The following is an 18,613-nucleotide window of genomic DNA, read 5'->3' on the forward strand; positions in this document are numbered from 1 at the left end:
AGCTTTTATGACACCAGTTTCACTCACCTTTTTCTCCTGATAATTTTTTTCCATTATTATATCGAATTTTCTTTGTAAAAAGGTAGTAGCCAGCTCTGATTACACCGGCTAAAATATAAATTGTAATACCAAATGTCACCACTTCGGCCGGAAAAAGATAAAGAAGAGCCAATAAAACGATCATCATCACAAGTACTTTGATCACCTGATTCTTGTGCAGATCGATTTTTTTGAAACTTGGATAGCGGATGTTGCTCACCATCAAAAAAGCGACAAAAAGCGCACCTGTAAGAATAAAAAATTTCGCATACACAAGATGGTATTTCAGATAAAGCATCGTCCATCCTGCGACAAAAACAGCGGCACTTGGAATAGGCACTCCAATGAATACCGAAGGTTCATTGGCTGGAGACATTACATTGAATCTGGCAAGTCGAATCGCTCCAAAAACGACAAACAAAGCAGCAACCATAGAGCCATACTTTCCAAATGAGGAGCCCATCGTTTGATACAGAAGAATTGCCGGAGCAACACCAAAAGCAACCAAATCGGCTAGAGAATCAAACTCTACACCAAATTTACTTGTAGCATTGGTAAGGCGTGCCACCCTTCCATCAATACCATCCAAAATCAATGAAATAAAAATAAGCCAGGCCGCTTTCTCGAAATCGCCCCTAATGGAGGCTATGATACTGATAACCCCCAAAAAGGCTGAAAGTGCCGTAAAAAAGTTTGGAAAGATATAACGGATATCAAAAGACGGCTTCTCCAAAACTACTCGCTTTCACTTTTTTGTTCACTCATATGTTTTGCTTGTTCTATATCGCTTTGAGGCTCTTCTACAAGCAATGATTTTTTCCCATGCTTTTCTTCAAACTCTTTTATAATCTGGCGGACCTCTTTACCTTCTATCACCTCTTTTTCAAAAAGTACCTTTACCATATTTTCGATCGCTTCACTGTACTCTTTGAGTCTATTTTTCACATGGGTATATCGATCATTCAAAAAGGCTTTGATAAATTCGTCGATCTCTTCAGCCATTTTTTCACTGTACTCTTTCACCGGCTGTGCTGGTCCACCCAAGAAAAGATTTTGTCTCTTTTCAAGGACCATGAGTCCTGCAACATCACTCATCCCGTACATACTGATCATCGCCTTGACAATGTCTGTCGCTCTTTCCAGATCGTTCGATGCACCAGTCGTAATTTCCCCTATAAACACCTCCTCGGCCGCTCTTCCACCAAGCAATGTATCGATCTCTGCAACGAGCTCACTCTTTTTCATGAGGTATTTGTTCTCTTCCGGGGTATTGAGCGTATAACCGAGCGCCGCGAGTCCTCTTGGTATGATGGAGACTTTGGTCACCTTTCTTGCTCCCGGTGTCGTTTCGGCAATCAAAGCATGACCACTCTCATGGTATGCAACGATACGTTTCTCTTCCGGGCTGATTCGCCTGCTTTTCTTCTCTAGTCCTGCAATCGCTCTTTCGACCGCTTCCAAAAGATCTTCTTGTTCAACTTGTTCTTTGTTTTTTCGACCGGCTAAAAGCGCCGCTTCGTTGACGATATTGGCCAGATCGGCTCCCGCAAGTCCGGCCGTGAGTCTCGCTATCTCTTCTAGGTCGACATTTGGAGAAAGTTTGATATGCTTGACGTGTACCTTCAAAATGGCCAAACGACCTTCAAAATCTGGTTTATCCACAACAACGGTTCTATCGAATCGCCCCGGTCGAAGCAGTGCCGGATCCAACACTTCAGGCCTGTTGGTAGCAGCCAAAACGATGACGGGAGACTCGGAACTGTCAAACCCATCCATCTCTGCTAGAAGCTGATTGAGAGTCTGCTCTCTTTCATCGTTTCCTCCAATCGGTCCTGCCGCCGCCCGGCTTTTCCCAATAGCATCGATCTCATCGATAAAAATGATACTTGGCGCCTCTTTTTTTGCCTGCTCAAAAAGATCTCGAACACGAGCCGCACCCACACCCACGAACATCTCGATGAAACTACTACCGCTTACTGCAAAAAATGGTACGTCCGCTTCACCGGCAACTGCTTTTGCAAGAAGCGTCTTACCAGTCCCTGGAGGTCCTACAAGCAAAACCCCTTTTGGAATCTTCGCTCCAAGTCGGATGTAACGTTGTGGATGCTTGAGAAAATCGACAATCTCTTTCACTTCCTCTTTCGCCTCTTCCACTCCTGCCACATCGTCAAATTTCACTTTTGGCCGCTCAGAATTGATAAGCTTTTTGGCGCTCCCCATGCCAAGGATACCGCTGCCCATACTCTTTTGCATACGGCTGGCAAGGAACATCCAGATCGCAAAAAAGATGAGAATCGGGATGATCCAGCCAAAAAGCATCTCAGTCACCCAGTTGCTCTCGCTAAAACCGCCGTAGTCTATGCCTTTCTTTTCAAGGAGCGGAATAAGCGTCGTATCACCTGGTACTTTGTTTGCAAAATAGATCACTTTAAAGCCGCCTTCATTGGCTATCGCTTTAATCGTTTTTTGACCTATTGCAACGTACTTGACTCGTCCGTCCTTGATCAATTTTTTCAGTTCGCTGTAACTGATCTCTTTTGTTTTTTGGATCGGTGCACCAGCCATATGTTGCATTGCACCCTGCCCCATATTGTTTGCTGGCTGTAAAATCGACTTGAACAGTAAAATCAGTATAACGGAAAAGATCGCAAAAGTAAGCAGTGGATTTTTATTGAAAAAGTTATCGTTTTGCGGTTTCTTTTGTTTGTTATTTGCCATCGGTTCCCCTATCGTTTCGTAATATCATTGTTATCCATTCTCCTTCTTGTAACTCTTCAAGGATAGAAAAATCAAACCTGTTTTTCACTTTGTTGCGATATTTTTCGATAATACCCGAAAGGATCAAAATCCCTCCCTCTTTTGTCGTCTCTTGCAAATCTTTTGCAATCATAATCAAAACATCGGCGACAATATTGGCTATAACTATATCATACTTCTTTTTAGCGTTGGCTGCGCTTCCCACCCAGCCCTCTCGAAATTCAACTCCGTTTAAGGAAAAGTTCTTTTGGGACTCTTCCAAAGCCAATGCATCGGTGTCACAGATATCAACCACCGCTCCTTTTTTCGCCGCCGCAATCGATAAAATACCGCTACCGCATCCAACATCCAAAAGCTCCATTCCGGGCTGTACATATTTTTGGATTGCGTTCAAACATCCTCTTGTCGTTTCATGATGCCCACTGCCAAATGCCAAAGCCGGATCGATTTTGATGTTTGTCTTACCTTCCTTTGGCTCATACCAACTTGGATGGATGTAAAACTCGCCCACTTCCACAGGAGTAATGCTTTTTTTATATTTTTCTATCCAGTCAATGTTCTCTTTTTTCTCTTTTGTTATTTTGAGATGGATCTCCGTATCAAAAAGCTTTATCAACGAGTCAACATAGGTGCGAAGCTCATCCATAATGTCATCAAGGGACTTTTCGCTTCGAAGTATCAGTTTGCCGTCACTCTCTTCAATTCCATTGTAAAATCTATCCATCAAAAATGATTCGATTTCATCTTTAAATGCATCGATGTCTACTGTGTACTCATAATAGTATCTATCCATTTTGTACCAACCTAAAAGCTTCTTCCAAATCCAGTGTGCCCTCGTAAAAAGCTTTCCCCACTATGACGCCGGCAACTGTACCTGTTGCCTGAAGTTTTTTGATATCCTCAATATCGCGTACGCCGCCGCTTGCGATGGTGTCGATACCGCTGGCTTCTGCGATGGAAACGGTAAAATCCACATTGACGCCACTAAGCGTCCCGTCTTTGCCCACATCGGTACAGATAATCGCTTGCACGCCGCTTTTCGCAAACTCCCTTGCCAAATCGGTTGCTCTCATCGTGGAGGTTTTCGCCCACCCTTCCACTGCCACAAAACCATCGATGGCATCTATACCTACGGCTATTGGATATTTTGCGGCCATTGCTTTGACAAATTGTGGATTTTTCACCGCAATTGAACCTAAAATAAGCCGCTCAATCCCAAGATCGATATACTTTCGGATCGTCTCTTCGTCACGAATACCGCCTCCAAGTTCGATCTTGAGACTCGTATTGGCTCGAATCTTCTTGATCTGCTCGAGATTTTTGGGTTCCCCTGCAAAGGCACCGTTTAAATCCACAAGATGGAGCCAGCGTGAGCCCATCTCTTCAAATCTTTTGGCCACTTGCCACGGTTCGTCACTATAGATCTTTGCACTCTCCATCAAACCTTTTGTTAAACGGACCGCTTTTCCGTCTTTTAGATCGATTGCCGGTAAGATTTCCATCTACAACTCCACAAAATTTTTCAAGATTTTCAAGCCGTTCTCGTGCGATTTTTCGGGATGGGGCTGAAGGCCAAAAACGTTGCCATTTTGAACGGCACTGACAAACTCATATCCATAGAGTGTTTTTCCTATCACATATTTTTCATCGCAAACGGCATGGTAACTATGAACAAAATAGAGATAAAAGGCCTTTGGAAGCCCCGAAAAAAGTGGGGTCTCTTTTTGCACAAAAAGCTCATTCCAGCCCATATGAGGGACTTTCAGCCTTTGATCAAAACGGCTCCTATCAAAAGGAATGACTTCACCTTCAATCAATCCCAGGCCTTCATGCTCTCCAAACTCGTAACTTTTGTTAAACAACAGTTGCATTCCAAGACAGATGCCTAGCATATTCCGGCCACTTTTGGCAAAGTCGAGGATCGCCTCTTTGAGTCCACTTCCTTCAAGATGCTCCATCGCATCTCCAAATGCACCGACTCCTGGAAGAATCACTTTGTCATAGTTTTTAAGTTTGTCAGGATCTTTTTCGATGATGGCCGGATAACCGATCTTTTCAAAAGCGTTCGACACGCTTCGAAGATTCCCCATATTGTAATCAATGATCGCTATCTTCATTCATCCTCTTTCAAATCGGCAGTCGATTTGAGATAGTACGAGAGTGCCAATAAAAGCAGAGTCACCGCACCTATCAAATAGACTGCGTACAAGATTTTTTCCGGCCCGATAATAGCAAATTTGAAAACAAGCATCAATGCCTCTATAGAAAGGGCTATGACGATAGATCCCAAAAAACGTATCATCGTTTTGTGAATATCGTTTGTACGTCTTTTTTTGTGATGACCCAGAACTTCCTCTTCAAACAAGGTTTTGACCAGATCAAAGATAGCAAGAGAAAGTGTGATCAAAATGGTCGATTCAAAAATCTCCTTTATCTCTACATCCTGAAACACCAAACTTTCGGCAATAATGCTTCCCATCCCCTTTGCCAAAAGAAGCAGAGCAACGACGAGCAAAGCAAAAGTAAAAAAACCATAAATTACTTTTGAAAATTGTCCAAAATAGGAGTCAATAGAAGCTGGATGGAACATCTTCAAAAGACTCTTTAAGGATACATCAACACAGACAATGAACGATAACTGTTTATTATCATCATAAATGGGATATGAGGCTGTCACAGTCAAGTCATGGGTCAATAAAGAAGGATAAGGATCAGTTAAAATACAACGTTTCTCTCGAACTGCTCTATAGTAGTAAGCGCGCATACTTCGGTTGATCCCTTTTCCTCGCCTATACTCAGGGTTATTTGAAATAGCATCGATAATTTGCGTTCCCGTCTTATCCAGAACATAGAAAGCATCTGCCAAAGGAAGCTCTTTTTTCAAAATCTTCAATGCATTGATGATGTTCTCAAGCGATGGATCGGGCACGTAGTTTGGGATATATCGCTGTAACAAAAAACAAAGATAAGCCCTGGCTCTGGTCCGTATCTCGGAAAACTCTTCGATTTCACTCACTACCATGACTTTCCTTTTTTACATAGTTCATAAATATTGCGCTATAGCTCTTCTCTTTTGGAAAAGAATCTTGCAACTGATATATGATATCTCGATACTCTTCTAAATTGAGTCCTCCCTTTAGAAGCTCATATTTCAAAAAAAGAAGATAGGTGTTGATAACATCACTCTCGCAATACTCTTGGATTTTACCTAGATCGTTATTATAATACAGTTCAAGAACCTGTGAACCATCTACATCGAATTTACCAGGAATTCCTACCATTTGACATAACGTATCGAGTTTCAATCCCCTAGCAGCACCAAAATTGCTCAGCACATCCATGAGATCGAGATGAAAACTCTCAGAGTACCTGCTCCTGTAATTTTCCCATTTCGATTTATTGAGCATTTGATTATCCTGTTCAAAATAGGCCGGACAGGAAAGATTGTATTTCATCGCACGAAGTAGTAGCATCGGTATATCAAAATTTCTTCCATTGAATGAGACAAGTTTTGGATTTTTACTGTCGATATAGGATAAAAACGCCTCTATGATCTCTTTTTCGTTTTTGCCAGGAAACGTCCCCACCTTTTTAAATCTACCGAAATCATCTGCAAACACTGCGCTGATAGCCACAACTTTATGGTAGGGATGGGGTAAAAACGTGGTACCGGCTTTAGTTTCATACTGCTGTAAAGCTTGATGGATCGCCTCAAAGTCTTCGCCTTCAACCTCAAAATTTTTGCGAATCAGTTCAATATCTGGTATAGTTTCACAATCAAAAACGCAAATCATTGCACTCCTTTAAGGATTTATTATACTTCAAATCAAGAATTTTTTCTAAAGAGGCCTCATGAAAAAAATAGCAAAGCATATTCTATACAGTTTTTATCTCTCACTTATTTTTTTGTTACCGGATCTGTTGTTTGCTCTGTTTCACCCAAACTACTATACGTTTCAGCTCCCCTCATTCATCAAAGAGTATAGTGCCCTATTTTTGATATCATTCTTAATACTGCTTATAAAAAATTACTGGATAAGAGTCGGTTTTGCTCTTTTTATAGCGATTCTCAGTTTCGTACAACTGATGCATTTCAGCTACTTTCACTCCTACATTTTGCCTTATGAAGTGGGTCTGGCCAATCAGATTCCAGAGATGTTCGATACACTCGACATCGTGATGCCATATGTAAAACTGCCTCTCATTATCTTTTTTTCTCAAGCGGTTCTCCTGTTTTATTTTCTAAAAAAACTGCATACCATATCTATGAAATATGCACCTGTTGTACTTGCATTGCTCTTGGCTATTGGTCCAATCTCCGCATTGAAACGAAAAAAAGTATACAACTATATGCCCAAAACCACCTCATTATCTTTTAAAAACAGTTTCACTGCCATATCATGGCATATAGCGAAAAACTTGCTTCAACATAACAATACCCAGCATAAAACATTCAAACCATATATTGTCAAAAAAGTGAGCAGACCTCTTGCAGAAAATATCATCGTCGTTATGGGAGAGAGTCTCACCAAAGACAAAATGAGCCTTTTTGGTTATCCAAAAGAGACAACACCCTATCTGGACAAACTCAAAAACAGTCCAAGATTTCTTTACACCTGGGGGCATTCCGCCGGGGTGACGACAGATGTATCTGTTCCAACATTTTTCTCTTTAAAACGAGAACCGCAAAACATTCAACCTTTGATTACGAACAGTGCAAATCTTTTAAAACTTGCAAAAGACCAAAACTACTCTACCTTCTTTATAACAATGCAGTCTTTATATGTTATTGGAGGCGTCCTGTCCGATTTTAGTGACACAACAAAAGTACTGCAAGGATACGATGAAAAACTTGCCCAGTATTTGGATACTATAAAGAAGAAGGAAAAAAACTTTATCGTTTTACACCAAAGAAACTCCCATTCGGCATATGAACACTATACGCCACCCGCTTTTTACCATTATCCTTTTAAGGGTCTCCCTTTTCATGAGTATATGCTTGGCAGCTATCTCAATTCTATCCGCTATACCGATTTTATATTGCACTCCATTTTTGAAAAAGCTGATGCTATGCCAGGATGTACGCTCGTCTTTTTCACATCAGATCATGGCGAAATGATGGGAGAAAAGAGTGAGCATGGGCGCTACGGGCATGTCTATTTGGGTTTTGAAGATACGAAGGTACCGATGATCATCTATGCAAGCAAAGGGTGTAATGTGGAACAGTTTCATCATGAATTCAATCTGTCACATATTATTTCGCACTATCAATTTGGTAAAATGATTGCAAAAGCTTTGGGATATGAGATCATCAATCCCAATGAAGATGGTACCTACTATGTAAATGGTATCGATATAAGCGGAAATGCAGGCTTTATCTCATACAAAAAGAGGCATCCATGAAAATTTTGGTTACGGGAACGGCAGGATTTATAGGCTTCCATCTGGCAAAAAGATTATTAGGACGGGGTGATGAAGTTGTAGGAATCGACAATATCAATGACTACTATGATGTTCGAGTCAAATATGGTAGGCTCAAGGAACTGGGATTTGAAGAAGAAAAGTTTGCGTTTGGCAAAAAATATGTGAGCACCAAGTACCCGAAGCACACCTTCTACCGCATAGACTTGGCTGACAAAACGGCTCTTGAGGAGGTCTTCCAAAAAGAAAATCCTCAAAGGGTCTGTCACTTGGCGGCTCAGGCAGGTGTGCGATATTCACTGACAAATCCAGATGCCTACATCCAGAGTAATTTCGTAGGATTTGCCAATATACTAGAGTGCTGCAGGCATCATGAAGTAGAACATCTAGCATACGCAAGCAGTTCCAGCGTCTACGGACTCAACGAACGAATGCCATTTAGCGTTGAAGACAATGTAGATCATCCTATCAGTTTGTATGCAGCGAGCAAAAAAAGCAACGAACTCATGGCCCATACCTACAGCCATCTTTTCAATATCCCAACGACTGGTCTACGCTTTTTTACCGTGTATGGTCCATGGGGAAGACCGGATATGGCCCTTTTTCTTTTTACGAAAGCGATTTTGGAAGATAAACCGATCGATGTTTTCAACTACGGAAAGATGAAACGAGATTTCACCTATATTGATGATATCGTCGAAGGTGTCGTACGAGTCATCGACAATCCTCCAAAATCTGATCCATGCTGGAGTGCGAGACGTCCCAATCCGGCAAGCTCAAAAGCACCATACAGAGTCTACAATATCGGTAATGGTAGCCCTGTGGAACTCATGGATTTTATCAAGGCTATCGAAAAAACTCTGGGAAAAGAAGCGAAGAAAAATCTGTTGCCGATTCAACCCGGTGATGTGCCAGCCACCTGGGCCGATACATACGCGCTGGAACACGACCTTGGCTATAAGCCCTCTACTCCTATAGAAGAGGGAGTGAAAAAATTTATTGAATGGTATCGAAACTTTTATGGGGTATAGTCTTGTAGCGCTTTTTGCAGCGCTTTTTAGCTATTTCTTTTTCGATATCCAGATCGCTCAATATTTTCATACCCACTCCTTTGCCTTTTTCAAAATCATTACCCACCTTGGTAATGCCGTACCCTACCTGCTTTTTGGTTTGGGAATCTATCTTTTGTATCGGAAAAAGGATCCGCTTTTTGCAAAAAAGGGGGTTTTTTTGATCTTTGCCATCATTTTATCTGGAATCGTTACGACACTTTTGAAAATCACGATAGGAAGGCCAAGGCCTAAAATCTATTTTCACGATCATCTGTACAACCCCCAATTTTTTCAATTCAAAGCCGCCTATTGGTCTATGCCATCCGGTCATACTACAACCATTTTCGCTGCAATGGTTGCGTTGGGTTTCATCTATCCAAAATTTCGTTACTTTTTTTGGATTGTTGCAATCTTGGTGGGTTTGAGTCGTGTTGTTCTTACGCAACATTTTCTCAGTGATGTGATCGTCGGTGCGCTTATTGGAACACTGTGTGCCATTTGGCTTCATAAAAGGATGTTTCATGCATCGTAATTTTTGGATTCTTCTTGGCTTCATTTTCTTAAGTTTCTATGCAACACTTGGCACTTATCCGCTTTTTAACCTAGATGAAGGGGCTTTTAGCGAAGCGACCAGGGAGATGCTCTCATCGGGAAATTTCATCACGACCTATCTCAATGGGGAGCTCCGATTTGATAAACCGATTTTGATCTACTGGCTGCAGGCTGTAAGTGCTTCGCTGTTTGGTCTCAATGAATTTGCCATGCGCCTGCCAAGTGCCATAGCTGCAACGATATGGGCCCTGCTTATCTATCGATTTTCCAAAAGATTTTTTGATGAGCAAACGGCCTTTTGGGCTACACTTTTTATGGTTGGATCTTTGCAAATCTCCATCATCGCAAAAGCAGCAATTGCCGATGCACTGTTGAACCTGTTCATCGCTTCGAGTATGTTTTGCTACTATCTGTACTACTCTACCCAAGAGAAAAAATATCTCTATGCAACATTTGCTTTTATAGGACTAGGAACACTTACAAAAGGACCTGTTGCTATCTTGATTCCCTTGGCGGTCAGCTTTCTTTTTTTGATCAAAAACGTGCGATTTTGGCTCAAAAGCGTGTTCAATCCAGTGGGAATTGTTATATTTGTGCTGATAGCTGTACCGTGGTATTTGGCAGAGTATTTTGATCAAGGAGAAAAATTTATCCAGGGCTTTCTTCTCAAGCATAACCTCAGCAGATTTGCCGGAAAAGCGATGGAGGGACATGCAGGAACTCTGTTTTACTATATTCCAGTCATGCTTGTAGGGCTTTTGCCCTTCACATCGATTTTCATCCAATCCCTTCGCTACGTAAAGAACTGGTTCGATACACCTCTCAAACGCTATCTTGCCATCTGGTTTATATTTGTTTTTATCTTTTTTTCCTTATCACACACAAAGCTCCCTCACTATATCATCTATGGATATACGCCTCTTTTTATTTTGATGGCTCTTTTTTTTCAAAAAATGCAATCCAACTTTTGGCTCTTGTTTCCATTCAATCTTTTCAATCTCCTCTTTTTTTTTCTGCCATTTTTTCAAAAAGAGATTCTTGGTACGATAAAACGTGGTTCGTATGAATACTACATCGTCCAAGGACTCCATTTTGGATGGGAGTATATCCTCTTTTTTGGATCTGCTTTGTTGGTTGGAATACTTCTTTTGAAAGCACCCAAAGAAAAAGCTACCATCATAGCCTCATTTTTAACCCTGGTGGGAGTCAACTTTTTTATCGCAAAGGTGTATGCCGATGCGGCAGAAAGACCGATCAAAGAGGCCGCTCTTTTTGCCAAAAAGCAGGGTTTCGATGTTGTAATGGATGGTATCAATACTCCCTCTTTTGCTTTTTATCTACAAAAGATTACACCTAAAAGAACTCCCAAAAATGGGGAGATCGTGTTTACAAAACGAAGCCATATGAAAGCATACAAAAATTTCGATATACTTTTTGAAAAAAATGGAGTAGCACTCCTGCGAATCAAGGAGCGAAAATGATAAAAGAGTTTATGACCGAAGATCATAGAGCATGCGACAACCTTTATGCCCCGGTAGAAGAGGCAATTGGCCAAGGGGATTTCGAAAAAGCCTTGGAGCTTTTTACACCATTCAAGGAAGCGATGCTCAAGCACTTCGCAATGGAGGAAGAGGTCCTGTTTCCAAAGATGGAAGAGTTTATCGGAGGTGGCGAAGGCCCAACCTACGTCATGCGTATGGAACATGCCCAGATCAGAAGCATTCTTGATCAAATGGGTGAAGCTATTACTGCGAAAGACAAGCAAAAAGCTCTCGGTTTTGGCGAGACATTCATGATCATGACCCAACAACACAATATGAAAGAGGAGCAGATTCTCTACACAATGGCAGAAAATCTTCCATTAGACAAAGAAAAAATCCTACATAATATGCAGGAGGTGAAAATCTGATGCGAGAAATTTTGCTGGATACGAGGGAGTTCGAACCACCCGCACCGATGCAGATGGTTTTAAGTGATCTGCAAACGGTATTGCCTGGGGAAAGCTTTTTACATCAGATCCACAGACTCGAACCTCACATGGTCTTCAATCGCATCAAACCTATGGGAATTGAGTATATTGTCAAAAAAAGAGAGTCAGATTACCACATCTACTATTTTTACCCTGAAGACAAAGAAAAGGTTCTGGAGCTGATCGATGTTTAAGGGGCTTTCCCTCGATCAAGCTCCTCCATTTGAAGCTCCCCTCCTTTTTTTTCTTACCGCTCCAGCATGGTTTATCATAGCTGCTGCGATGCTTTTTTTTGACAGCACCGCATTGGATAATCTTGCCGTTTTACACCTTGTAACACTCGGTTTTATGACGCAGATTATGATAGGAGCTTTTCAACAGATGCTACCCGTTGTCGTAGGTGTTCGCTACGACAGACCACTCTTGCTCTCAGTCATACTATTCATTCTCCTTGTTTTGGGAATCGCCTTATTTTTTATGGCCTTTACATTTGCAAAACTCTCTTTGCTATTTTTCGCATCTTTTGCAATTGGTTTAGCATTGATCCCATTTATCCTTCTTACACTCTATAAGCTTTTTACAGCCCCTTCGGCTACTCCAACAGTCTGGGCAATGCGACTGTCGCTCATAAGTTTTTTGATAGTAGCTTGTATTGGTATATTTATGATGTGGCAGTTGGCAACGAATGAGATTGAGCCCCATTTTGACCATCTCCTCCTTGAGCATGCACTGTTTGCGGGCTTTGGTTGGGTAGGACTTTTGATCGTGGGAGTCAGTTTTCAGGTCATTCCGATGTTTTACGTCACACCTGAACTCTCTAACAAAATACGATACAGTCTTGTTTTTATCATCTTTGCTTTCATCTTCTGTACAGCTATCAGTATCAACTATACCAAATTGGCACTCCTATTTTTTGTCACGCTTCTGTTTGCGTATATCCTTTTTGGTGCCATTACGCTCAAGCAGCTAAAAAGCAGAAAAAGAAAAATCATAGAACCAAGCATTGCGGCGTGGTATATCGCTCTTATTTCACTCTTTTTCCTACCGCTTCTTTTTTTCATGAGTACGAAAATCTTCGCAACCCTTTTTCTGTTTGGGTTTGCAGTGACTGTAATGTATGGAATGCTCTATAAAATCATCCCTTTTCTTGCCTGGTTTCACATAAGCTCACGGGGATTTTTCGATATGCCTACCATGAAAGAGATGCTGGATGAAAGGCTGGCCTACTGGCAGCTAGGGTTCCATGTTTTGGGTATTGTCGCTCTTATGTTTTCACCTCAGATTGACGGTATTTTTTGGATAGCGAGCAATCTTCTTTTTGCATATATTCTCAAAAAACCTGTTGTAATCTACTTTTCCTACAAGAAAAAACCTTCCCCTTTTGACAACTTCAATGCAGGCGGTACTCCAAAGGGATAGTCAGCTCTACCGCCTGTGCAGGTTTCGGAAAATGGGAAGATGCTTTTTGAACTGTTTGCAGCGCCGCGCGATCCAAAATGGAATGACCACTTGACTGGATGATGTGTAGCTCCTTGACCGAACCATCAGGCAAAAGCTTCAATGAGACTTTTACCAACCCCTCTTTTCTGGTTCTCCGTGCGATTCTTGGATAGTAGCGGTACTCCAAGATAATTTGACGAATTTTGCTCAAATATTGATCAATATAGCGTTGATGATATGACGGTTTCGTAGGGGTCTCTTTTTCTGTTCCTTTTTTTACCTGCCGGGTTATTTTTGGTTTTTCCACCACTTTTTCTTTTAAACTCTTTTGTTGCACAACTTCACTATTTGGCTGTTTCCTTTCCAAGACTGTTTTAGTTGGCTGCTTCTTTTTCACTCGTCTTTTTTTGGTGACAGAGGCTCTTTTTTTCACCTTTCTCTTTTTTACCGGCTTTTTAACAATTCTACGAATCGGCTTTTTCTTTCTTTTTTTCTTTATGATTCTTTTTTTTGGCTGCTCTTTTTTCTCCACTCTCTTCTTTGGCTGCTTCTTTTTTTCTATCTGTTTTTGCAGTTTTGCTTTCATCATAGCGCATTGACATTTCGGTGCAGGCTTTGGAGGATGGATGATCTGCAATTTCGTAACACTGACTATCTTGTTTTTAGGGACTTCCAGGAATGTATCAAAAAAAGCGTATAGAAAGGAGAAGAGAAAAAGATACAAAAGAAGTGTAACAAAAAAAGAGCGTTTCATTTGACTGTTTCAACAGCGATGTTATTATATCCGTTACTTTTTAAAAGATCCAGTACTTCAATAAACCTTTCGAACTTCGCGTTCTTATCGCTTCGAATGAGAATGGAACTTTTGGTATTGTATGTTTTCAGTTTTTGTACAAGCGTATCTTTATCTACTTTCTCTTTACCCAAAAAGATCGATCCATCCTTGGTAATGGAGATATCGATTTTTTTAACAGGAAGCTCTTTGGCACTACCAGCTTTAGGTAAATCAAGGGGGATAACGCCTTTTGCGATGAAAGTAGCCGTTGTCAAAACAATCACCAAAAGTACGAGCATGATGTCGATAAAAGGGATAACGTTGATTTGATCAAAGCGTTTAATCCTCATGGGCGATATCCCATTTTGCAAGAAGCACTTCCACTCTTCGCACGAGATAGTTGTAAAACATCGTTGCCGGTATAGCGACTACCAAACCCATCGCTGTCGCTTTGAGTGCCAGTGCCAACCCAATCATGATCTCTTTTGTATTGACAATACCGCTTTGCCCCATGGTATAAAAAGTTAAGATAATGCCAAGTACCGTTCCAAGCAAGCCGATATACGGAGCGGAAGAAGCTATTGTTGCTATCGTCGAGAGATTGTTGGTGATATCGATCTCCAATGCTTCTTTATTCTCATATCCATTCACATCTACGCCTCGGTAAAAAAACCATCGCTCGATCGTAAGCCAGACGCTTATAAAACTCATAACGGCTAATGTCCCTATGATGCCATAATCGATAATCTCTTTTAGATGTTGCATAATATTCATTGGCAAACCTTTTTTAAATCCAATGTTATTTTTGTTCCTCTGCCAGGCTTTGAATCGATATAGACTCCTATACCATTTTCATCACAAAACTCTTTTACCATGGCCAAACCGATACCAAATCCCTCTTGATTGTCGTTTTCTTGGTAGTAACGCTCAAAAATTTTGATAAGATCCTTTTCGTCGATTCCTTTTCCCTCATCTTCAATCTCTAATAGAGAATCTTTAAGAACTATCTTTATCGATGAGCCTTTAGGGCTATATTTTATAGCATTTGATAAAAGATTATCAAACATCTTCTTAAATCCCACCTTGGCAACAGATATTTGCAGCGGATGCAGTTCTATTTGGAGTTGTTTGTAACGAAGAAGATCCTCAAAAAATTCTATCCGTTCTTCAATCACCTCTTTCGCATCAAAAACCTGTGGCTTAGGTTTCAAAATCTCTTTTTTGATCAAATACTCCACCTCTTCATACAGCTCCAACAACTGCTCCAATGCTTTTTCGATTCGTACTATTTGACGTTTTGCTTTCTCTTCCTTGCAGCTTTTTTCAAGCATGGAACAGTTCGCTTTGATCGTCGCTATAGGAATATTGAGTTCATGCAGGGTCTCTTCGAGCATCTTTTCAAGATGAAGATTTCTTTTTTGGAGAGGAATAAAAGAGTATTTGATCAAAAAGAAGCCAAACAGCAGCGCCAAAAGCAATATAACGCCAATAAGCAGTGGCAATGGAAAAAGGTTGAGCCCAAAGTATCCTACAACAAAAAGAATGACCACAGAGACGATGTAAAGAAACCAAAAGGCGTAAAACTCGCTACTTTTCAAATCGATACCCAATAGAACGGATGTTTTGTATCGAATCTTTGCCAAAAATCTTTTTCAGTGTCGATATGTAGACGCGCAACGATCCTTCACTGATAATCTCTTCATGGCTCCAAAGTGTTTGGAAGATCTGCTCTTTGGTCACCACTTTTTTTCTATTTTTCACAAACAGATGCAGAAGCTGCAGCTCTTTTTGCTTCAGCTCAATGACTTCACTCCCTTTTTTCAATAAAAACTGTTCGGGATAAAAATGGTATCCATCAATCTGGATGACTTTTTCTCCATTTATTCTTCTTAAAATTGCTCCGATACGTAAAAGTAACTCTTCAAGATCGATGGGTTTTGTAAGATAATCATCTCCTCCTAACAAAAACCCCTCTTTAATATCACTTTTTTGCTTTTTAGAAGTTATAAATATAGCTGGAGTCATATCCTCTATACTACGCAGCTCTTTTAATAGCGTAAACCCGTCTCCATCTGGCAACATCACATCCAACAAAAGCAGATCGTACCTGTTGTTGTAATGGAGATCGATCGCGTCTTGCATCGTCCGAGCTACGTCGACAACAAACCCCTCCTCTTCCAAAAACTCCTGTAGTGTTTCGCTAAAAAGTCTGTCATCCTCTACCAGCAATATCTTATTGGACACTTGTTATACTCCAAGAAAGTTCTCTCTCTGCAAACATTGGAACTACATCGTTGTAACTGGATGGCACATCAAAAGGCACCTTTTCAAGCGTGACTTCTTTTTTCGGTGGTGTAATACCGTAAATTTTTCGTGCATTGTCACTTACGAACAACTGTAAGTTTTCAAGAACTCCTGCCTCTTCAAAAATCTGGGCAAGAGCTTGAAGTGCGATGGGTGCTGTGAATACACCTGCAGCACATCCCGGAGCCTCCTTTTTCTCTCTTGGGTGGGGTGCACTGTCACTGCCGAACATCACTTTTGGATGGGCCATAAAGGCTACTTTTCTTAAAGCCATTCGATCTTCTGGACGCTTTGCGATGGGCTTGCAGAACAGATGTGGCTGCAAAAGTCCTCCCGCTACATCATCTAACGTAATATAGAGATGATGCAACGTTATCGTGGCATAGAGATTTTCATACTGCATCAGCGCATCAACCGCCTCTTTGGTTGTAATGTGTTCCATGATAATCTTTAGATTTGGAAATTTTCTAGCAATTTTTTCGTAAATAGGAATGAACTCCGCTTCCCTGTCCATGACAAAGCCATTCGTTTCACCATGCACACAAAGGGGAATCCCAAGTTCGCTCATCGCTTCAAGCGTCGGGGCCAAAGCATCGATACTGAAATTATCCACACCATCTTGACTGTTTGTGGTTATACCCGCCGGATAGAGCTTGATCGCTGTAATATATGGCCTTGCCTGATACAAAAAGTCGTAGCTATAGGAGGGCTTGAAAAAAAGAGTCATATAGGCTTCAAACCGCTCTTCGCCAATGGCTTCTTCAATCCTTTTTTTGTAGGATTGCACCATCTCAATATCCGTTATCGGAGGTACGAGATTTGGCATAACGATGGCGCCGCTGAAACTTTTTGCAGAAAGCGGAGCCACCGTCTGAAGCATTGCACCATCTCTTAGATGCAGATGCATATCCAGAGGAGACTCAAGCCTTATTTGCATAGATCGTCCTTTATCTTTTCAACCAGTTCCATCACTTTTCCTTCATACTCTTTGGCTTTTTCCTCGCTCACCGCTTCAAATCGAGTAACCAAAACCGGCGTCGTGTTGCTCGCTCGAACAAGTGCCCATCCCTCCTCAAAAACGATGCGCAGTCCATCCACATCGATGATCTCTTTGATAGTCGGAAAACCGTGAGGAGGATTTTGCAAAACTTGCTTCAGTGCATCGATTATTTTAAATTTACACTCTTCCGTGGTTTGGACTTTGATTTCAGGGGTATTATACACCTTTGGCAAACGCTCAATCTCCTTATCAAGATCGACTCCTTGATGAATCAACTCGATAACCCGAAACGTTGCGTAGATCGCATCATCAAATCCAAAATATCGATCGTTAAAAAAGAGATGACCACTCACTTCCGCGGCAAAATCGGCATCAACTTCGGCAATCTTCTCTTTGAGATTGCTATGACCCGTTTTGTACATAATGGCTCGGCCTCTTTTGTTAATCTCGTCGTACATCACTTGAGAGCATTTCACTTCACCTATAACTGTCGGATTTTCCATATATCTGGCAAAGATGATAGCAAGCTCGTCCCCTTTGAAATTGTGCTTTTTGGTCAGTACCGCGATTCTGTCTGCATCCCCGTCATAGGCAAAACCGATATCTGCATCTGCCAAAGCTTTTTTGAGATCTTTCAAATTCCTCTCTTCACTCGGATCTGGATGGTGGTTCGGAAAATTGCCGTCTGGCTCGCAATAGAGCCCGAAATAGTCAAACTCCAACGCTTGAAAAAGAGGCTCAAGAACAACTCCAGCCACGCCATTGCCGCAATCTAGAGCTATTTTTTGATCAAATCCTTTGAGATGTGCGAACTCTTTGAGCATAAAATCGACATATCGCTCTTTAGCAGGAATGGCATAGAATGTATCGTTGTCTTCTATCGAAATATCGCTGCTTAGTACCTTTTGGCCAAGCTTTTTGATCTGTTTGGCAAAAAAGGGCTTTTTTTCTACCGTTATTTTAAAACCGTTATATTCAGGAGGATTGTGAGAGCCGGTGATCATTACTGAAGCCGATGGCACAACTTTGCGCCCAGCTATTTCAAAAGAGACAAAATTGCTAAAATAGTTCACGCCCGTTGGCACCATACCCATGCCCAGCACTTTCTTTCCAGCCTTATTGATACCACTGGTGAGCCAGGAAAAGAGTGTTGGCGAAGAGAGTCTTGCATCATATCCAACAGCGATATACTCTCCATTCACCTCTTGTGCCAAAAAGTAGCCTATCTTTTTGACAATATCAACATTGAGCTCTTTTTGGAAAATGCCTCTTATATCGTATTCTCTAAAGATCGATTCCATCTT

The 18,613-nt window shown here is 41.2% G+C and carries 21 protein-coding genes; 7 read left to right on the top strand and 14 right to left on the bottom strand.

All coding sequences use genetic code 11. The features are described from left to right. Positions 1 to 19: 19 nt before the first annotated feature. From pssA to NIS_RS07570, 7 genes are read right to left on the bottom strand one after another with little or no spacing between them, the layout of a single operon-like run. On the bottom strand, positions 20 to 772 hold the full coding sequence (pssA, locus tag NIS_RS07540) for a CDP-diacylglycerol--serine O-phosphatidyltransferase (RefSeq protein WP_012082778.1): 753 nt from the start codon (positions 770 to 772) through the stop codon (positions 20 to 22). A gap of 2 nt (positions 773 to 774) precedes the next feature. Then, complete coding sequence (gene ftsH, locus NIS_RS07545) at positions 775 to 2,757, bottom strand: ATP-dependent zinc metalloprotease FtsH (RefSeq protein ID WP_012082779.1); 1,983 nt, start codon at positions 2,755 to 2,757, stop codon at positions 775 to 777. Then, positions 2,747 to 3,589: a 50S ribosomal protein L11 methyltransferase gene (locus NIS_RS07550; protein ID WP_012082780.1), complete on the bottom strand. Its 843-nt coding sequence runs from the start codon at positions 3,587 to 3,589 to the stop codon at positions 2,747 to 2,749. The genes ftsH and NIS_RS07550 overlap by 11 nt, the downstream gene beginning before the upstream one ends. Next, positions 3,582 to 4,298 (bottom strand): 1-(5-phosphoribosyl)-5-[(5-phosphoribosylamino)methylideneamino]imidazole-4-carboxamide isomerase, encoded by a 717-nt coding sequence (gene hisA / locus NIS_RS07555; protein WP_012082781.1) that lies wholly within the window; start codon positions 4,296 to 4,298, stop codon positions 3,582 to 3,584. Before hisA ends, NIS_RS07550 begins: the two co-directional genes overlap by 8 nt. Continuing rightward, a complete protein-coding gene (hisH, locus tag NIS_RS07560) occupies positions 4,299 to 4,913 on the bottom strand; it encodes an imidazole glycerol phosphate synthase subunit HisH (RefSeq protein WP_012082782.1) in 615 nt (204 codons plus the stop codon). It abuts the gene before it with no gap. Continuing rightward, entirely contained in the window at positions 4,910 to 5,818 is a 909-nt protein-coding gene (locus NIS_RS07565; RefSeq protein WP_012082783.1) for a PDC sensor domain-containing protein, read from the bottom strand. Before NIS_RS07565 ends, hisH begins: the two co-directional genes overlap by 4 nt. Continuing rightward, positions 5,805 to 6,590: a 3'-5' exonuclease gene (locus tag NIS_RS07570; RefSeq protein WP_012082784.1), complete on the bottom strand. Its 786-nt coding sequence runs from the start codon at positions 6,588 to 6,590 to the stop codon at positions 5,805 to 5,807. Before NIS_RS07570 ends, NIS_RS07565 begins: the two co-directional genes overlap by 14 nt. A gap of 58 nt (positions 6,591 to 6,648) precedes the next feature. Between NIS_RS07570 and NIS_RS07575 the strand changes: the two genes are divergently transcribed. Genes NIS_RS07575 through NIS_RS07605 form a run of 7 tightly spaced genes read left to right on the top strand, consistent with a single transcriptional unit; the run spans position 6,649 to position 13,209 of the window. Continuing rightward, positions 6,649 to 8,199: a phosphoethanolamine transferase gene (locus NIS_RS07575; protein WP_012082785.1), complete on the top strand. Its 1,551-nt coding sequence runs from the start codon at positions 6,649 to 6,651 to the stop codon at positions 8,197 to 8,199. Continuing rightward, positions 8,196 to 9,248, top strand: coding sequence for an NAD-dependent epimerase (locus NIS_RS07580; RefSeq protein WP_012082786.1), 1,053 nt, complete (start codon positions 8,196 to 8,198; stop codon positions 9,246 to 9,248). The genes NIS_RS07575 and NIS_RS07580 overlap by 4 nt, the downstream gene beginning before the upstream one ends. Next, positions 9,238 to 9,801, top strand: a complete 564-nt coding sequence (locus tag NIS_RS07585) for a phosphatase PAP2 family protein (protein ID WP_041354059.1) — start codon at positions 9,238 to 9,240, stop codon at positions 9,799 to 9,801. Before NIS_RS07580 ends, NIS_RS07585 begins: the two co-directional genes overlap by 11 nt. Further along, positions 9,791 to 11,302, top strand: coding sequence for an ArnT family glycosyltransferase (locus NIS_RS07590; RefSeq protein WP_012082788.1), 1,512 nt, complete (start codon positions 9,791 to 9,793; stop codon positions 11,300 to 11,302). Before NIS_RS07585 ends, NIS_RS07590 begins: the two co-directional genes overlap by 11 nt. After that, positions 11,299 to 11,730 (top strand): hemerythrin domain-containing protein, encoded by a 432-nt coding sequence (locus tag NIS_RS07595; RefSeq protein ID WP_012082789.1) that lies wholly within the window; start codon positions 11,299 to 11,301, stop codon positions 11,728 to 11,730. The genes NIS_RS07590 and NIS_RS07595 overlap by 4 nt, the downstream gene beginning before the upstream one ends. Continuing rightward, a complete protein-coding gene (locus NIS_RS07600; protein WP_012082790.1) occupies positions 11,730 to 11,984 on the top strand; it encodes a DUF2249 domain-containing protein in 255 nt (84 codons plus the stop codon). The genes NIS_RS07595 and NIS_RS07600 overlap by 1 nt, the downstream gene beginning before the upstream one ends. Then, positions 11,977 to 13,209 carry a hypothetical protein gene (locus NIS_RS07605; RefSeq protein ID WP_012082791.1) on the top strand — a complete coding sequence of 411 codons (1,233 nt, stop codon included), beginning with the start codon at positions 11,977 to 11,979 and terminating at the stop codon, positions 13,207 to 13,209. The genes NIS_RS07600 and NIS_RS07605 overlap by 8 nt, the downstream gene beginning before the upstream one ends. On the opposite strand, the gene NIS_RS07610 is transcribed toward NIS_RS07605, so the two are convergent. The 7 genes from NIS_RS07610 to NIS_RS07640 are packed head-to-tail and all read right to left on the bottom strand — an operon-like array spanning position 13,181 to position 18,610. Further along, positions 13,181 to 13,984: an energy transducer TonB gene (locus NIS_RS07610; protein ID WP_012082792.1), complete on the bottom strand. Its 804-nt coding sequence runs from the start codon at positions 13,982 to 13,984 to the stop codon at positions 13,181 to 13,183. The genes NIS_RS07605 and NIS_RS07610 overlap by 29 nt on opposite strands. After that, a complete protein-coding gene (locus NIS_RS07615; protein ID WP_041354060.1) occupies positions 13,981 to 14,355 on the bottom strand; it encodes an ExbD/TolR family protein in 375 nt (124 codons plus the stop codon). The genes NIS_RS07610 and NIS_RS07615 overlap by 4 nt, the downstream gene beginning before the upstream one ends. Continuing rightward, positions 14,345 to 14,779 carry a TonB-system energizer ExbB gene (exbB, locus tag NIS_RS07620; protein WP_012082794.1) on the bottom strand — a complete coding sequence of 145 codons (435 nt, stop codon included), beginning with the start codon at positions 14,777 to 14,779 and terminating at the stop codon, positions 14,345 to 14,347. Before exbB ends, NIS_RS07615 begins: the two co-directional genes overlap by 11 nt. Next, positions 14,776 to 15,648, bottom strand: coding sequence for a sensor histidine kinase (locus tag NIS_RS07625; protein WP_148164085.1), 873 nt, complete (start codon positions 15,646 to 15,648; stop codon positions 14,776 to 14,778). Before NIS_RS07625 ends, exbB begins: the two co-directional genes overlap by 4 nt. Beyond that, entirely contained in the window at positions 15,593 to 16,249 is a 657-nt protein-coding gene (locus NIS_RS07630) for a response regulator transcription factor (protein WP_012082796.1), read from the bottom strand. Before NIS_RS07630 ends, NIS_RS07625 begins: the two co-directional genes overlap by 56 nt. Next, positions 16,239 to 17,246, bottom strand: coding sequence for a dihydroorotase (pyrC, locus tag NIS_RS07635; protein ID WP_012082797.1), 1,008 nt, complete (start codon positions 17,244 to 17,246; stop codon positions 16,239 to 16,241). The genes NIS_RS07630 and pyrC overlap by 11 nt, the downstream gene beginning before the upstream one ends. Continuing rightward, positions 17,237 to 18,610 carry a phosphomannomutase/phosphoglucomutase gene (locus tag NIS_RS07640; RefSeq protein ID WP_012082798.1) on the bottom strand — a complete coding sequence of 458 codons (1,374 nt, stop codon included), beginning with the start codon at positions 18,608 to 18,610 and terminating at the stop codon, positions 17,237 to 17,239. The genes pyrC and NIS_RS07640 overlap by 10 nt, the downstream gene beginning before the upstream one ends. Between the last annotated feature and the right edge of the window lie 3 nt (positions 18,611 to 18,613).

The sequence above is a fragment of the Nitratiruptor sp. SB155-2 genome (assembly GCF_000010325.1).
Classification (GTDB): domain Bacteria; phylum Campylobacterota; class Campylobacteria; order Campylobacterales; family Nitratiruptoraceae; genus Nitratiruptor.

Coding starts and splice junctions, on each gene's coding strand:
- ftsH (WP_012082779.1), bottom strand. CDS start 2,757: ATGGCAAATAACAAACAAAAGAAACCGCAAAACGATAACTTTTTCAAT.
- NIS_RS07550 (WP_012082780.1), bottom strand. CDS start 3,589: ATGGATAGATACTATTATGAGTACACAGTAGACATCGATGCATTTAAA.
- hisA (WP_012082781.1), bottom strand. CDS start 4,298: ATGGAAATCTTACCGGCAATCGATCTAAAAGACGGAAAAGCGGTCCGT.
- hisH (WP_012082782.1), bottom strand. CDS start 4,913: ATGAAGATAGCGATCATTGATTACAATATGGGGAATCTTCGAAGCGTG.
- NIS_RS07565 (WP_012082783.1), bottom strand. CDS start 5,818: ATGGTAGTGAGTGAAATCGAAGAGTTTTCCGAGATACGGACCAGAGCC.
- NIS_RS07570 (WP_012082784.1), bottom strand. CDS start 6,590: ATGATTTGCGTTTTTGATTGTGAAACTATACCAGATATTGAACTGATT.
- NIS_RS07575 (WP_012082785.1), top strand. CDS start 6,649: ATGAAAAAAATAGCAAAGCATATTCTATACAGTTTTTATCTCTCACTT.
- NIS_RS07580 (WP_012082786.1), top strand. CDS start 8,196: ATGAAAATTTTGGTTACGGGAACGGCAGGATTTATAGGCTTCCATCTG.
- NIS_RS07585 (WP_041354059.1), top strand. CDS start 9,238: ATGGGGTATAGTCTTGTAGCGCTTTTTGCAGCGCTTTTTAGCTATTTC.
- NIS_RS07590 (WP_012082788.1), top strand. CDS start 9,791: ATGCATCGTAATTTTTGGATTCTTCTTGGCTTCATTTTCTTAAGTTTC.
- NIS_RS07595 (WP_012082789.1), top strand. CDS start 11,299: ATGATAAAAGAGTTTATGACCGAAGATCATAGAGCATGCGACAACCTT.
- NIS_RS07600 (WP_012082790.1), top strand. CDS start 11,730: ATGCGAGAAATTTTGCTGGATACGAGGGAGTTCGAACCACCCGCACCG.
- NIS_RS07605 (WP_012082791.1), top strand. CDS start 11,977: ATGTTTAAGGGGCTTTCCCTCGATCAAGCTCCTCCATTTGAAGCTCCC.
- NIS_RS07610 (WP_012082792.1), bottom strand. CDS start 13,984: ATGAAACGCTCTTTTTTTGTTACACTTCTTTTGTATCTTTTTCTCTTC.
- NIS_RS07615 (WP_041354060.1), bottom strand. CDS start 14,355: ATGAGGATTAAACGCTTTGATCAAATCAACGTTATCCCTTTTATCGAC.
- exbB (WP_012082794.1), bottom strand. CDS start 14,779: ATGAATATTATGCAACATCTAAAAGAGATTATCGATTATGGCATCATA.
- pyrC (WP_012082797.1), bottom strand. CDS start 17,246: ATGCAAATAAGGCTTGAGTCTCCTCTGGATATGCATCTGCATCTAAGA.
- NIS_RS07640 (WP_012082798.1), bottom strand. CDS start 18,610: ATGGAATCGATCTTTAGAGAATACGATATAAGAGGCATTTTCCAAAAA.